This window comes from Methyloversatilis sp. S146-33 (genome assembly GCF_059552495.1).
Genome location: NZ_JCANOT010000038.1, coordinates 61,138 through 74,509, shown reverse-complemented (window position 1 = coordinate 74,509; position 13,372 = coordinate 61,138). Strand labels below are relative to the sequence as shown.

Genomic DNA, 13,372 nt, shown 5'->3' with positions numbered 1-13,372 from the left:
CGTGCGCAGAAGGCTTGCGCAGCAACGGTTCTGGCGCAGTGGCCCGCTTGGCTCTCAGCGGCGGGCACGCCTTCTGCTAAGTCGGGTTATCGGCGCATTACCGTCGATCCGAGCAGCTGTACGACATCACCTCGTTACGTACCGGAAAGGACCTCACATGTCTCGCAACGCAGTGGAGTGGAAGCAGACGCCGAGCTTCCCTGAATCTCACTATGTCGATACGCGCATCTATACCGAGGAGGACATCTTTCTCGACGAGCAGCGCAAGATCTTCAACAAGTGCTGGATCATTGCCTGCCACGAGTCGGAGATTCCGAACGCCTACGATTACCGCACGTTCAGCCATCCCGGCGGGCCGCCGCTCATCGTGATCCGCGGTGAGGACATGAAGGTGCGGACCTTCTACAACATCTGTCCGCATCGCGGCAACACGCTGCTCTACGAGCCGGTCGGAAACGCCAAGCGCATTACCTGCATCTTCCATGCGTGGTCGTTCAACGCGACAGGCGACTGCATCGACATCTCCCGCGGCAAAGAGGGCTATCAGGACCGCTTTGGCTGCAAGGATGCAGGGCTGCGCGAGGTGAAGACCGAACTGGGCTTCGGCGGCTTCGTGTGGGTGAACGTCGATGACGAGAGCTGCACCCTGAAGGAATACATCGGCGAGGCGATGGGAATGCTCGACGAGCATCTGGACCAGCCGCTCGAGGTGTTCCACTACCACAAGGCGGTCGTGAATACGAACTACAAGCTGTGGCACGACACGAACAGCGAGTTCTATCACGACTACATGCATTACTTCAATCGCATCACCGGCATGATCCAGCCGGGCTACTTCGACCGGAAGTACACCGGCTATCCGAACGGACACGCGTCGGTCGGCTCGATGGCGATCAAGTACGACGCCTACGAGGGCAGCAAGGCGCGCGGCGTGGGCTGGCCTGGCCTGGCGCCGGGCGGCTGGGTGCTCATCGATATCTTCCCCGGCATGACCTACAACCTGCGCACCTCGGTGCTGCGCATGGACACCGCCATCCCGCTCGGCCCGAACAAGCTGCTGATCGAGTTCCGCGGGCTCGGACTCAAGAGCGATACGCCTGAGCAACGCGCCGAGCGCATCCGTGACCACAACATGATCTGGGGGCCGTTCGGCCGCAACCTGCACGAGGACCTGCTTGGCGTCCACGGCCAGGGACTTGCGATGCGTGAGCGTACGGACAGTCGTTGGGTGATCCATGGGCGCGAGGAGAACATGACCATCCATGACGAGGGCGGGATGCGTCACTTCTACGCCGAATGGAGCCGCCGCATGGGACGCAAGGCCTACGACCCGTACGGCGAGCAGGCCGTGGCGGCGAAGTGACTCCTGATCAACCGAACCGATACGAGAGGGCAAGCGTGGATACCAGAACCGCCATTACCGAACTCATCCACAGATCCGGTCTGATCATGGACGAGCGCGATTTCAAGGGCTATCTCGACCTGTGTGCGCCGGATTACCAGTACCGCATCACCGCATACAGCCCCGAGATCCGCAAGGACATGACGTGGCTGGAACATGACAAGGCCGGAATGAAGTCGCTGTTCGAGAACCTGCATCGGCACAACAGCGACAAGTCGCCGATCAGTCGCCACATCAATGTCTGCCTGGTGGACATCGATGAAGCGGCCGAAGAGGCCAGCGTCACCAGCACGATCGAGGTGTTCCGCACCACGCTCGATGGTGGCGAGACCGAACTGTTCGCGGTGGGCAAGCTGTACGACACGGTGACGCTGGGCCATGACGGCCCGGCGCTGCGCAGTCGGAACGTGCGCCTCGATACGCGGCTGCTCGGCTACGGCTATCACATTCCGTTCTGACCTCGGCCGGGGACACGACATGAAAATCCAGGTCAACGCACGAAACCGCACGCATCTGTTCGAAGCTTCACCGGGCGAGAAGATCCTGCACGGCGGTCTGGCGCGGGGCATCGCACTTCCCTACGAATGTGCCAGTGGAACCTGTGGCACCTGCAAGGCGAGGCGGGTGTCCGGCGACATCGACGACGCCTGGCCTGATGCGCCCGGGCGCAAGAGCCTGAAGTCGGCCGACGAGTTCCTGATGTGTCAGTGCGTGGCCCGGACCGATGTCGTGGCCGAGGTACCCGCCTTCGTACAGATGATGGATACCGGCTCCTGCGTGCCTTGCGCAGGCGCCGGGCGCATCGCCTCGACCGGGATGCTCACGCACGACGTGATGCTGATCGATGTCGAAACGGACGCACCGGTGGAATTCGACGCCGGCCAGTTCGTGCTGCTCGGTGTCGACGAGGTCGAAGGCATGCGCGGCTGGTCGATGGTCAATTTCGATCGCCATGCGCGCACCTTGCGCTTCGTCGTCCGGCGCAAGCCGGACGGCGTGCTCTCGAACTGGCTGTTCGACGCCTCGTCGCGCGTCGGTACCCGCGTGTCGCTGTTCGGCCCGCTGGGGCACGCAACCTTCTACCCCAGCCTTGGACGCGATTTGCTGTGCATCGCTGGCGGCAGCGGCATCGCCGGCGTCATGTCCATCCTTTCGCGCGCCGAGCAGGATGAGTACTTCAGTCGGCACGCGGGCGACGTGTTCTTCGGCGTCCGTACGTCTCGCGATGTGTACTTTCTCGACGAGTTCACGCGCCTGCGTCGTGTCTGCGGCGAGGGACTCGCCGTCACCGTCGCCTTGAGCGACGAGGACCCGCCGACCTCGCTGGTGAACGATTACCCGCTGATCCGCTTCGATCGCGGCTTCGTTCACGAGGTGGCCAAGCGGCACATGGTGGGACGCCTGGGCAACGTCATTGCCTATCTTGCTGGGCCGCCGCCGGCGGTCGATGCCTCGATCCGGATGCTGCTGCTGTCGCGCGTTACCGCGGACAACATCCGGTACGACAAATTCAGCTAGGACCGCCGGTATGCAAAAACAGCGAATCTGCAGTGCGTCGGACGTCCCTGACAACGGGATGAAGAGCTACGACATCGAGGGCATGAAGATCCTCGTGGTGAATGCCGGCGAGTGCTTCCATGCATATCAGGGGCTGTGTCCACACCAGGACGTGTGCCTCGACGAAGGGTACTTCGACGGCCAGTTGCTCACCTGTCACCAGCATCTGTGGCAGTGGGACATCCGGACCGGCGAAGCCGTCGGCCTGGCGGAGGCGCCGCTCGAGAAGTACGAGGTGGAGGTCAGCGAGGGCGAGATCTTCGTACTGCAGTCGAGTGCGCTCAAGGCAGTGGACATGTTGAAGGACGTCTCCGCTGCTTCGCTCGAGCGCCTGGAAGCGCTGGCCCGACGGGAGCAGTTCTCGGCGGGAACGGTGATCTACGAGGTCGATGATCCAGCCGACGACCTCTACGTGCTCGAGTCGGGGCGCGTGGAATTCACGATAGGGCGCGACGACCGCACGCGGCTGGCGGGCTTCATGTTGCGCAAGGGCGAAGTGTTCGGCTGGGCGGCTATGCTGGAGCAGCATCCCCGCCGCATTGCCCGCGCCGTCTGCCATGAGGACTCGGTGCTGTTGCGATTGAACGGCGAAGCGATGCTGGATGCGCTGGAAGCCGATCCGACCTCGGGGCTGATGGTGATGCGACGGCTGGCGACGCTGGTCGCGCGCCATACGACAGGACCCCAGAACAGTTAGTACCGGACCGGATAGACGGTCCCGACGTGTCCGGAAGGAACGGGGGCGAGGGTATGCAGATGCAGTGATGTGGCAGTGCGGAGACTTCGATGTCCATACCAACAATCAGGAGGAGAGTTTGCCATGGGTAATCTCAGGAATCGGGTATGCAGGATGGTGTCGACGCTGCTCGCAGCGGCGGCGTGTGCGCTGACAGGTGGCGTCGCGCAGGCCGGCGACATCAACTTCGGCAAGGTGGGCGAACCGGTGAAGCTGGTGGTGGGCTACCAGCCCTACTACACGGAGTCGTGGTCGGGCGTCGTCATGCGCGGCAAGAAGTTCTACGAGAAGTACCTGCCCAAGGGCTCGAAGGTCGACTTCGCGGTCGGTCTGCAGGGTGCGGTCGTTGTCAATGCGATGCTCGCAGGCAAGCAGCACATCGGTTACGTCGGCGACATGCCGGGCATCGTATCGACGACCAAGCAGCAGGTCGCCGACATCCGCATCGTCGCGGCGCTCGGCCTCGGCAAGGACCAGTGCAACATCTTTCTCGCTCGCAAGGACGCCCCGAACTTCGCATCCTCCAAGGAAGCGCTGAAGTGGCTCAACGGCAAGAACGTGGCGGTGCCCAAGGGCAGCTGCACCGACCGCTTCGCGCAGGAGACCTTCAAGAAGGAGAGCATCACTCCGGGCGCCTATCTGAACCAGAACATTGAAGTCATCACCAGCGGCTTCCGCGCCGGCAAGCTGGACGCTGCGGTGGTGTGGGAGCCGACGGCGTCCCGCCTGGTACAGGAAGGCCTGGCGAAGCGCGTCGCGTCCGGAACGACAGTGGACGAAAGTGACGGTGGCTTTCTCACCATGCGCGAGGACCTCATCCGCACCCGTCCGGACGTGGTCAAAGCCTGGCTGAACGCGGAGCTCGATGCCCAACTGTTCCTCGCTGACCCCGCCAACGCGCAGGAAATCGCCCGCATGGCGATGGAGCAGACCACTGGCTTTACCGAGCGAGCGCTCTGGTCATCGATGTTCCTGCGCTATCCGGACAGCGCGGGTGGTGTCGATCAGCGCCTGCTGCTTCCCTTCACGATCACGCCCGAGGTGCAGGCACTCATCACCGATGCCACCGCCTTCCTGTTCGCCATCAAGAGCATCAACGTCGACAAGCTTCGCCCGGAAGCCGTGATGCCCGAGTTCACCCAGGCCGTCCTGAAGGAGCGCGGACTGACCTCGCCGATCGGTGCGGTCAAGGCGCTGCCGGAATCCGCTTACAAGGGTAACTGAGCTGAGGAACGCGTTCGCATGGGGCGGACGCGTCACACGTTGAATGCGAGGGAACATGGAACAAGTCGAACGCTTGCTTAAGCGGACCTTGCCCTTCCAGGTCGTGTCGCCGGAAACGCTGGACGGCATTGCCGAGATCTCGAGACATGAGGTCTTCAAGGCGGGTGAGGTCATCTACGGGGCCGGGCAGCCGGCCGAAGAGGTCTACGTACTCGTGTCGGGCCGGGTGGCGCACCGGATCGATCCGGAAATCAAGGCGCGTGTGCATGAGAAGGAACTGCAGGTCGGGGACGTCTTCGGCTGGGCGGCGATACTCGAGGGCGAGAAGGTGCGGCTTGCCGACGTCGCCTGCATCGAGGCGGCCGAAGTCCTGAAGATCGACGGCACCCGCCTGCTGGAGCTTCTGCGCAAGGACGTCAATTTCGGCGAGGCGGCGCTGAAGAGCTTTTCCCAGCTCATCAGCCAGCAGTACTACCTGCCGCCGTCCGTGTCCGGGCGCGTGCCCACGACGCTGTCCAAGGTGGGGGACACGCGTACACCCGCCTCGAATCAGGCGGAACCGCAAACGGCCTCGGCGTGGACGCTGACCATGTACCGCGCCGGCGAGTGGCTCAGGAGCCCCGACCCCTACCTGATGATGGTGGGTTTCGCGCTGATGCTGGGCTTCTGGTACCTGACGGTGGAAGTGCTCAAGCTCCCGCGCTTCGAGGATTTGCCCGGCCTGACTACGGTGGTGAAGGAGTGGTTCGCGGAGGATCCGGTCTATGGCATGTCCATCTACACCGCTGAGTACTACCAGCACATATGGGTGAGCATACGGCGCGTCGCCATCGCCTTCCTGCTGGCGACCGCGCTCGGCGTGCCGCTGGGTCTGTTCCTGGGCTGGTCGCGCAGCTTTCGCGAGTACGTGTTCCCGGTGTTCGAGCTGCTTCGCCCTATCCCCATCCTCGCGTGGGTGCCGCTGGCAATCATCATGTTCTCCGGCAGCGAGACGCCAGTCATCTTCCTCACCTTCCTCGCGTCCTTCTTTGCGACCGCACTCAACACGATGCTGGGCGTCGAGTCGATCGACGAGTCCTACACGCGCGCCGCAGCCTGTCTCGGCGCGAACCGCTGGCAGGTGTTCAAGGAAGTGATCGTGCCGGGGTCCATGCCCTATGTGTTCACCGGACTGCAGATCTCGGTTGGGGTTGCGTGGTTCTCGCTGGTGGCCGGGGAGATGGTGTCCGGGCAGTACGGACTGGGCTACGTGATCAACACGTCCTACACGATGGTCAGATACCCCACCATCATCATCGGCATGGTGACGCTCGGCATCGTCGGTTACACGACGAGCGCGATGGTCCGGGTTGCCGGCAACTACATGATGCAGTGGCGTCTGCGTGAAATGGCTCTGGGAGGTCGGTGATGAGTGCTGTGCTTGAGAAGGTACGTACGCAGGGCAACGAGGCGCGCTACGGGGCGATCCGCATCGACGACGTGGTCAAGATCTACGACCCCGAGGGGGCCGCGGTCATGGCGGTCGATCACTGCACGCTGGACATCAAGGCAGGCGAGATCTGCATGATCGTCGGACCATCCGGCTGCGGGAAGACGTCGCTGCTGAACGCGATCGCCGGCTTCCACGACATCACGTCGGGCGCCATCTACATGGATGGCGAGATGCTCTGCGGTCCTGGCAAGCCGAGGGCGGACCCGGGTGCCGACCGCATCGTGGTGTTCCAGAACGGCGCCCTGTTTCCGTGGAAGACGAATCTCGAGAACGTCGCCTTCGGCCCGATGATGCAGGGCAAGCTGAGCAAGAAGGAGATCATTGAGAAGGCGCGCAGCATGATGGCCGATGCCGGCCTCAGCGGCACCGAGCACAACTACCCGGGCGAGGTTTCGTCGGGGCTGCGGCGGCGGGTCGAGATCGTGCGCGCGCTGATGAACGACCCCAAGGTGCTGCTGTTCGACGAGCCCTACCGGGCCCTCGATTCGCTGACCCGTTCGGTGATGCACGAGTCGCTGCTCGAGATCTACTACAAGAACAAGGTCACCATTTTCTTCATCACCCACGACCTGGAAGAGGCGATCTTCCTCGGCCACAAGCTGGTGATCATGACGACACGGCCATGTCGCCCAAAGAAAGTGCTCGAGGTCGACATACCGCATCCGCGCGACTACAGCGTGCTCACCAGTCCGCGTTTCCGCGAACTGCTCGAGGAAACCTCGTCGGTTGTGCATGAAGAGGCGCGCAAATCCTTCGCCTCCGGCGAGAAGGAGGGCTGAGCGATGAACATGAAGAAGATACGGCGTTCGCTGTTCAGCCGCACCACGCTGCGCGCCATCGTGTCGATCACCGTTTTCCTGATTCTGTGGGAGGCGGGATCGCGGTCGAAGGAATGGGCAGGCTTCACGATGCCCTGGATCGGACTGATACCGCCACCCACCAGCGTTGTGTCCGTGTGGTGGGATCTGCTGGGTGATAGCGGCTACTGGCAGAGCTGGTATCTGAGCCTGATGCGCGTGCTGAGTGGCTTCGTCGCGGCAATGGTGATCGGCATACCGCTCGGTCTGCTGATGGCGGTCAGCCGAACCTTCAATTCGATCACCTTCCCGTCGTTCGAGATCCTGCGGCCGATTCCGCCGCTTGCCTGGGTCCCGGTCGCCATCATTTTCTGGCCGACCGAAGAGCTGTCGATTGCCTTCGTCACCTTCCTCGGCGCCTTCTTCACGGTGGTGATCAACGTTCTGGGTGGTGCGCGCTCGATCGACATGCGCTTCTACCAGTCAGCGCAGGCCATGGGCTCGTCGCAGTGGGACATCTTCAAGCGCATCGTGCTGCCAGCGACCGTGCCTTCCATCGTGGTGGGGTCATCGGTGGGCATGGGCATCACCTGGAACGTGGTGGTGGCCGCCGAGATGATCTCCGGTGGTGGGGGTGGCGGTGGCTCGGGCGGCGGACTCGGGTTCTTCATCTGGAACTCCTATGTCGGTGGCTCCTATGAGCAGATCGTCATCGGAATGATCAGCATCGGCATCGCCGGCTATGCGTGCAGCGAGCTTCTGCGAGGCATCGGCGGCTTCTTCACACCCTGGCTCAGAACACGGTAAGGAGGCGGATCATGGCAAGTGCAACTCAGAGCGCGATGGCGCCGATCACCAGCAAGATCTCGATCAACGCCGGGGAGATGATCGTCAGCAATGTGTGCAAGTCATACGGCACAGGGTTGTTCGAGAAGAAGGTGGTGAAGGACTGTTCGTTCAACGTCGAGCGCGGCAAGCTCACAGTGATGATCGGCCCCTCCGGCTGCGGCAAGAGCACACTGATCAAGCTGCTCGCGGGGTTCGAGAAACCCACGAGCGGCAACATCCTGCTGAATGGCAAGCCGGTGACCGGGCCGGGGCGGGACAGACTGGTGGTGTTCCAGGAGTCGGCACTCTTTCCATGGATGACGTCCTACGACAACATCATGTACGGGCCGATCGCACGCGGTGAGGACGACAAGAAAGCGCGTGACCTCGCCGAGTTCCTGCTCGACAAGGTGGGCCTGCGCGACTTCCGCAAGAAGTATCCGATGCAGCTGTCGGGGGGCATGCAGCGGCGAGCGGAGCTCGCGCGCGCAATGATCAACAACCCGGAGGTGATGATCCTCGACGAGCCCTTCCGCGGACTCGACGCGATGTCGAAGGAACTGATGTGGGAGTACTACTCGGCGCTGTACGAGGAGTCCCGCCGCACCACCTTCTTCGTCACTACGGATATCGACGAGGCGCTGTTTCTCGCCGACCGCTTGATCATCATGAGCAATATCCCGACCCGGGTGAGAGCCACCATCGAGGTGGACATTCCGCGGCCGCGCAAGCTGGCCGACTTCTTCCTCGGCGACCGCGCCAACGAAGTGAAGATGACCGCACTGTCACTGCTGCACGAGGAGGCGATGAAGTCCTTCTCCGGCGGCAGCAAGGCGGCGGCTGACTTCGTCGAATCCTACGCAAGGAGATCACAGAGGGCGTGACGCGTCGCGCCGCACGGCGCGCGTCTCGACACCTTGACGAGCGTGCCTGACGGTGCGCCCGCAGGGAGCGCTCGCGCCAGAAAAACGCGGAGTCGCATCACCGCGACTCCGCGCAACAGCCGGACGGGGCACAGAAAGCCCCACTCTCAACGACTCAAGACAGGCGGACACCATGACCCAGACCGTGATCGACATGCGCAGCAGACCTTCCTACCTGCACGACTTCTATGGCGCGACGCCCGACACCCCCTCGTTCGAGGTGGTGAAGTGGCTGAACCGCCGGACGGGGTCGCAGGACGAACTGCATTTCACCCGCTCGAAGAACGCCAGTTCCTTCGTCAAGGAGATCCGCGCCGCCGGCATCGCCCAGGCGGTGGTGGTCGGCCGCGACACACCGGGGATCAAGCACTCGAACGACGAAATCATGAAGATGGTTTCGGAGCACAAGGAGCTCGTCGGCATCGGTTCGGTCGATCCGCACGCCAGCGGCATCAAGGCGGCGACCGACGAGATCGAGCGCGCAGTGCGGAAGCTCGGCCTGAAAGGCATCAACATCGAACCCGGCTTCTGCAACCCTCAGGTGGCGGCGGACGATGCGCAGCTCTATCCGGTGTACGAGGCCTGCCAGGCGCTGGGCGTGCCGGTGACCATCATGTCGGGTCCGACCACGCCGCGCTTCGAACTGACCGATCCCGCGTCGATCGGCCGCGTGGCGAAGAATTTTCCTCAGCTCAAGATCGTCTGCTATCACGGCTTTTGGCCCTACGTGAACGAGATGATCGGCATCGCCTTCCGCTGGGACAACGTGTTCGTCGTGGCGGACATGTACATCTTCCTGCCCGGTGGTTCGCTGTATGTCGAGGCCGCGAACGGCTTCATGCAGGACCAGCTGCTGTTCGGCAGTTCCTATCCGTTCCGTGCGATGGGGCAGTCGGTTGAGGACTACCGTACCCTCGGTTTCAAGGAATCGGTCATCGACAAGGTGATGGGCGGCAACGCGAAGCAGGTTCTGGGGCTTTGAGGCGATGGGCGAGGAGGCGACGATGAACACGATAGGGCAGCCCATATCGATACGCCGGGCCGACGATGAGGACATCGACTGGCTGCTCGACATGTACACATCGCTCGACTTCTCGCCCGAGCCCTCACTGCCGCTGACCGATGCACGCGCACGCTTCCGGCAGATCGAGGGCTATCCGGACTACCGGGTGTACGTCGCCGAGTGCGACGGCGAACGGGTGGGTACGTTCGCCCTCATCATCATCGACGGGCTTGCACATGGCGGGCGTCCGCACGCGATTGTCGAAGATGTTGTGGTCGCACCCGGGCGTCGCCGCCGTGGCGTAGGTCAGGCAATGATGCGCTTCGCCATGGAGGGCTGCGCGGAGGCGGGCTGCTACAAGCTCGCGCTGTCGAGTCACCTGAGGCGAGAAAAGGCGCACCGCTTCTACGAAATGCTCGGGTTCGAGCGGCATGGCTACAGCTTCATGATCGAGTTCTGAGCTGCATCGACGACGATGTCCAGCGTCTGCAGCCTTGCGCTTCAGGGACCGGGGGGGCGCGGCGACGTGTCGGCTGCGGCGCGCCGGAAGGCTGCGGTCGCCAGGTGTGCGTCGCACGTTGTCGGCGGGTCAGGCGAGCGCCAGCATGCGAAGGGCCATCTCGTTGAAGCGCTCGGAGATGGTCTCCGCACCGAGCGAGCCGTCCGGCCGCATCCACAGATAGCTGTAGAAATACATTCCGAGTACGCCCTTCAGGACCACCGGGTCGTAGGGCCTGAAGAGACCCTGTTCGGCGCCGGCGATGAAGGCGTCCTTCCAGACACGTTCGTAGCGCGTGTGCAGCGCAAGCACTTCCGCACGGCGCGTATCTGTCAGCGACTGGACTTCCCGAAAGCACACCGTCAGCTCCGCCTGATGGGACGCGATCATCGAGATCAGGTGGTGACCCAGTATGCAGATGCGCTTTCTCGGGTCAGCTTCCTCTTCGGCGATCACCGCGAGTTCGTTCAGATCGGTGATGTACTCGCGGGCAATGTCGTAGAGAAGGTCGTCCTTGCTGCGGATGTGGTGGTAGAGCGCTCCGCGGCCCAGCTGGACTGCGTTTTGCAGCTCGGTCATCCCCACCGCGTGATAGCCGCGCTCGGCAAAGAGGCGGGCGGCCGCCTTGACGATGCGTGCTCGCTGCGAACGGTCGTCCTTCGTGTCTACGCTCATGAGAACGGCCCCGGAGGGGCCAGAGTTCAAAGTTCTTCAGATCATAAATTACCCGCTGTGCCTTGCGTTCAAAGCATCGTGCCCAAAGCGATGCGTTGAGCGACATCCACGCGGTGGGGTGCCACCGAGCGAGTTTCGGCCACCGCCCGCATGAGTTGATTGATCCAGCCAGTACGCCGACGTAGTATACCGACCGATCGGTACAGCCCGGTCATCGGAGATTCCCAACCACCTGGAGGTCATCGTGGATCAGAAGATTGACGGAGTACGTTTGGTCGCAGCCGCGCGCGCCGAACTCGAGGCTCACAGTTCGATTACGCACAATCCGTCGCGACGTGCGCTGCTCGCGAAGACGGCAGCCGCCGCGGTGACCGGGCTGGCCGGTGTCGGTGTCGCGCGCGCGGAGCCGCTTGCGGTGCCGGAATCGAACAAGACACTCGGACGCCCACTGCCCCCTGAAGAGTACGGTGTGCCATCGAAGTACGAGTCGCACGTGAAACGACGGCGAACTGATGTGCTGGTGAACAAGCAGAACTATTCGGACTGGAGCTTCACGCCGCTGCATCAGCAACTGGGCACCGTCACGCCGAACGGGCTGATCTACGAGAGGCACCACAACGGGGTACCCGACATCAATCCCGACCAGCATCGCTTCGTCATTCACGGCATGGTCCGCCAGCCCTTGGTTTTCTCGATGTCCGATCTGATGAAGTATCCGTCGGTGTCGCGCTTCCACTTCATGGAGTGTTCGGGCAATGGCCTGACTGACTGGCTGAAGCCGGCCGCCCGCACCGTGCAGCAGACGCACGGGCTGCTGTCGTGCGCCCAGTGGACCGGCATTCCGGTATCGACGCTGCTCGATGAGGCCGGCGTCTCGCCTTCGGCGACATGGGCACTGGCGGAGGGCGGGGATGGTGCGGCGCATGCACGCAGCATTCCGATGAAGAAGCTGATGGAGGACGCGCTCATCGTCTATGCGGCGAACGGCGAAATGCTCAGACCTGAAAACGGTTACCCGCTTCGTCTGTTCATTCCGGGCTGGGAGGGGAACGTCAGCATCAAGTGGCTGCGCCGGCTCAAGCTGGGCGACCAGCCGTGGCATCTGCGCAGCGAGACTGCGCGCTACACCGATCCGATGCCGGACGGGAAGTGGCGTCAGTTCAGTTTCGAGATGGAGGCGAAGTCCGTGATCACCTCGCCATCCGGAAGCATGAAGATACGCCCGGGCCCGATCGAGATCGTCGGCTTCGCGTGGTCTGGCAAGGGGAGCATACGTGCGGTGGACGTCACGCTCGATGGCGGTCGTACCTGGCGCCAGGCGCAACTGGAAGGGCCGGTGATGGAGAAGTGCCTGACGCGATTCCGGCTGCAGTGGAACTGGACCGGTGGTCCGACAACGATAGCCAGCCGCTGCGTCGACTCGACCGGCTACGTCCAGCCGACGGTGGAGGACATCCAGAAAGTGCGCGCGATCACCGGCTTCGTGCAGCACCACAACGGCGTTTTTCCGTGGTTCATCAACGAAGCAGGGGAGGTGAAGAATGCGATCGCGTGAGACAGTGACGATGGCCCTGGCCGCCACCCTGCTGCTGGCGGGTTGCGCGGGAAATACGGTGAGTTCGGCAACTGCTTCACCGCATGCCCGCCCGGCCGCGCTCGGCACGCCCGTCGTTGAACCGGATCTCGTCGCCTGGAATATCGATGTCCGCGGTCCGGACGGGCAGGGGCTGCCGCCGGGGTCCGGCAACGCGCGGACAGGCAAGGCGGTGTTCGACGCCCAATGCGCCTCCTGCCACGGCGCCGCGGCTGCTGGCGGACCGATGTTCGGCACCATGGTGGGCGGTATCGGTTCGTTCAAGACCGACAAGCGTCTGCTTACGCCGGGCAGCATGTATCCATATGCGCCGGCGCTGTTCGATTACATCCGCCGCGCCATGCCGCTGACCGCCCCGCAGTCGCTCAGCAACGACGAAACCTACGCGGTGACGGCGTACCTGCTGCACCTCAACGGATTGGTGGAGCAGGACGCCGAGATGAATGCGGCCAGTCTGGCGGCGATCCGCATGCCGAACCGGGACGGTTTCATCGTCGACGACCGGCCGGACACGAGCGCCGTCCGTTGCATGCAGGACTGCAAGCCGCTGCGCACAAGCATTGCCGCACCTTGAGGAAGCGATGGCAGATACGTTCGCCATCTACGCGGCAGACAGTGATCAGGACTGCACTAGCTGATACT

14 protein-coding genes are annotated in these 13,372 nt (G+C 63.0%); 13 read left to right on the top strand and 1 reads right to left on the bottom strand.

The annotated features are described in order from the left end of the window. Positions 1-157: 157 nt before the first annotated feature. The 11 genes from AC51BJ_RS16045 (at position 158) to AC51BJ_RS15995 (ending at position 10,422) form a co-directional block, all read left to right on the top strand. Positions 158-1,363 (top strand): aromatic ring-hydroxylating oxygenase subunit alpha, encoded by a 1,206-nt coding sequence (locus tag AC51BJ_RS16045; protein WP_430433533.1) that lies wholly within the window; start codon positions 158-160, stop codon positions 1,361-1,363. 35 nt (positions 1,364-1,398) lie between these two features. Next, entirely contained in the window at positions 1,399-1,860 is a 462-nt protein-coding gene (locus AC51BJ_RS16040; protein WP_024300526.1) for an aromatic-ring-hydroxylating dioxygenase subunit beta, read from the top strand. 19 nt (positions 1,861-1,879) lie between these two features. After that, positions 1,880-2,920: a 2Fe-2S iron-sulfur cluster-binding protein gene (locus tag AC51BJ_RS16035; protein WP_496280891.1), complete on the top strand. Its 1,041-nt coding sequence runs from the start codon at positions 1,880-1,882 to the stop codon at positions 2,918-2,920. A gap of 10 nt (positions 2,921-2,930) precedes the next feature. Beyond that, positions 2,931-3,656 carry a cyclic nucleotide-binding domain-containing protein gene (locus tag AC51BJ_RS16030; protein WP_496280890.1) on the top strand — a complete coding sequence of 242 codons (726 nt, stop codon included), beginning with the start codon at positions 2,931-2,933 and terminating at the stop codon, positions 3,654-3,656. Between the two features lie 123 nt (positions 3,657-3,779). Continuing rightward, a complete protein-coding gene (locus tag AC51BJ_RS16025; protein WP_304002963.1) occupies positions 3,780-4,919 on the top strand; it encodes an ABC transporter substrate-binding protein in 1,140 nt (379 codons plus the stop codon). Between the two features lie 55 nt (positions 4,920-4,974). After that, positions 4,975-6,327 (top strand): ABC transporter permease subunit, encoded by a 1,353-nt coding sequence (locus AC51BJ_RS16020; RefSeq protein WP_019918790.1) that lies wholly within the window; start codon positions 4,975-4,977, stop codon positions 6,325-6,327. Continuing rightward, positions 6,327-7,190 (top strand): ABC transporter ATP-binding protein, encoded by an 864-nt coding sequence (locus AC51BJ_RS16015; RefSeq protein WP_304027149.1) that lies wholly within the window; start codon positions 6,327-6,329, stop codon positions 7,188-7,190. Before AC51BJ_RS16020 ends, AC51BJ_RS16015 begins: the two co-directional genes overlap by 1 nt. A 3-nt stretch (positions 7,191-7,193) precedes the next feature. After that, positions 7,194-8,015 (top strand): ABC transporter permease, encoded by an 822-nt coding sequence (locus AC51BJ_RS16010; RefSeq protein WP_019918788.1) that lies wholly within the window; start codon positions 7,194-7,196, stop codon positions 8,013-8,015. Positions 8,016-8,026: 11 nt separating this feature from the next. After that, on the top strand, positions 8,027-8,920 hold the full coding sequence (locus AC51BJ_RS16005; RefSeq protein WP_232419671.1) for an ABC transporter ATP-binding protein: 894 nt from the start codon (positions 8,027-8,029) through the stop codon (positions 8,918-8,920). 172 nt (positions 8,921-9,092) lie between these two features. Beyond that, complete coding sequence (locus AC51BJ_RS16000; protein WP_430433537.1) at positions 9,093-9,941, top strand: amidohydrolase family protein; 849 nt, start codon at positions 9,093-9,095, stop codon at positions 9,939-9,941. Between the two features lie 22 nt (positions 9,942-9,963). After that, positions 9,964-10,422, top strand: coding sequence for a GNAT family N-acetyltransferase (locus tag AC51BJ_RS15995; RefSeq protein WP_496280889.1), 459 nt, complete (start codon positions 9,964-9,966; stop codon positions 10,420-10,422). 129 nt (positions 10,423-10,551) lie between these two features. Here the strand turns inward: AC51BJ_RS15995 and AC51BJ_RS15990 are convergent, their stop codons facing one another. After that, on the bottom strand, positions 10,552-11,136 hold the full coding sequence (locus tag AC51BJ_RS15990) for a TetR/AcrR family transcriptional regulator (protein WP_430433539.1): 585 nt from the start codon (positions 11,134-11,136) through the stop codon (positions 10,552-10,554). 244 nt (positions 11,137-11,380) lie between these two features. Here AC51BJ_RS15990 and soxC point away from each other — a divergent pair, with 244 nt between their 5' ends. Next, positions 11,381-12,691: a sulfite dehydrogenase gene (gene soxC / locus AC51BJ_RS15985; protein WP_496280888.1), complete on the top strand. Its 1,311-nt coding sequence runs from the start codon at positions 11,381-11,383 to the stop codon at positions 12,689-12,691. 10 nt (positions 12,692-12,701) lie between these two features. Continuing rightward, positions 12,702-13,304: a c-type cytochrome gene (locus tag AC51BJ_RS15980; protein WP_496280887.1), complete on the top strand. Its 603-nt coding sequence runs from the start codon at positions 12,702-12,704 to the stop codon at positions 13,302-13,304. Positions 13,305-13,372 lie beyond the last annotated feature (68 nt).